This is a genomic window from Bacteroidota bacterium (assembly GCA_034723125.1).
Classification (GTDB): domain Bacteria; phylum Bacteroidota; class Bacteroidia; order CAILMK01; family JAAYUY01; genus JAYEOP01.
On sequence record JAYEOP010000040.1, the window covers coordinates 1,278 to 2,478 of the forward strand.

At 28.8% G+C, this 1,201-nt stretch carries 1 protein-coding gene; it reads right to left on the reverse strand.

The features are described 5' to 3' along the window. Positions 1-111: 111 nt before the first annotated feature. A partial coding sequence (locus U9R42_01430; GenBank protein ID MEA3494676.1) for a hypothetical protein occupies positions 112-1,201 on the reverse strand: 1,090 nt, incomplete at its 5' end.

Consider the following 1,201-nt stretch of genomic DNA (forward strand, 5'->3'; position numbering starts at 1 on the left):
ATATATAGACTAAAGGACATCTTTTATTAGAATATTGCATATAAATTAATTTTAATCTGTGAATCTGTGGCAGTTTTTGTACTTTATATATTTTATGCTAAAAAAAACTAATCACTTACAATTAATTGTTACCTCCTTAGTAGTAGTGCCGTGTTTATTTGTAGCTTTAAAAACAAATTTTGACGATGGATAAACATCTTTATAGATTCTTATTGTATTCTCTTTTTTATCAAATGTTAAATAAAATGATTCAATGGATTTTCCATTTTCTGTTAATATTATTTTACTAATGTCATCAACATAAAGTATTTCTGCTAAAACATCAGCAAGGCAGTTTGCAGGTTTGTAAGGATTTTCTGTTGGTCGCAAAATATTTATTACAGGCTTTCGGAATGGAGAATTATAAATTACTGTTAATTGATCACTTGAAGAACCTGCTGAATTTGAAACTGTAACAACAACAGTTGTTTTATCTGATTGAAGTGATAATTTAAAATTTAATATTCCCGTTTTAGAATTAAAATCCAATGTTGTTACTTTTTTACCTGATGCGAGAACTGTTATTTGAGAAACTTTTTTAATGTTCCAAACTTGTGCTGTAAAATTTTGAATATTTTGTTCAGTTACATAAGGATTTTTTTGTGGTTTAGTTATTTTTACAACTGGTTTTTTTACAGGGATTACACATTTAATATTTACTACATCCGAGGCAAGTCCTGAACTGTTAGTTGCTGTAATCTCAAATTTTGATGTAGTTGCAACTTTTTTCTTTAGCGATAGCACTTTGTTATTAAAAGTAAATAAACTTGCAGGAATTGATTTGCCATTTTCTTTAACTGTAATCTGTGATTTTGAATCAATATTCAGAATTGTAGCTTTTATGTTAGCTTCGCAATTTCCGGTAGAAAAGAACTTAGAACTTGGCTGGGTAATAGTTACTTGTGGCTTGGGTTTAATTACACATTTTATAGTAACCACATCCGAAGCACTTCCGGCACTGTTAGTTGCTTTTATAAAAAACATAGATTCATCCGAAACATCTCTTTTAAATGAAAGCAACATTGTTTCAGCATTGTAACTAAACTCATTTTGCGAAAGCAGTTTTTTGTTTTCACTAACAGAAAGTTGAGATTTTGAATTTACATTCTTAATCTTTACCAACACATCAGCAACGCATTTCTCTGTTGAATAAACTTCTTTA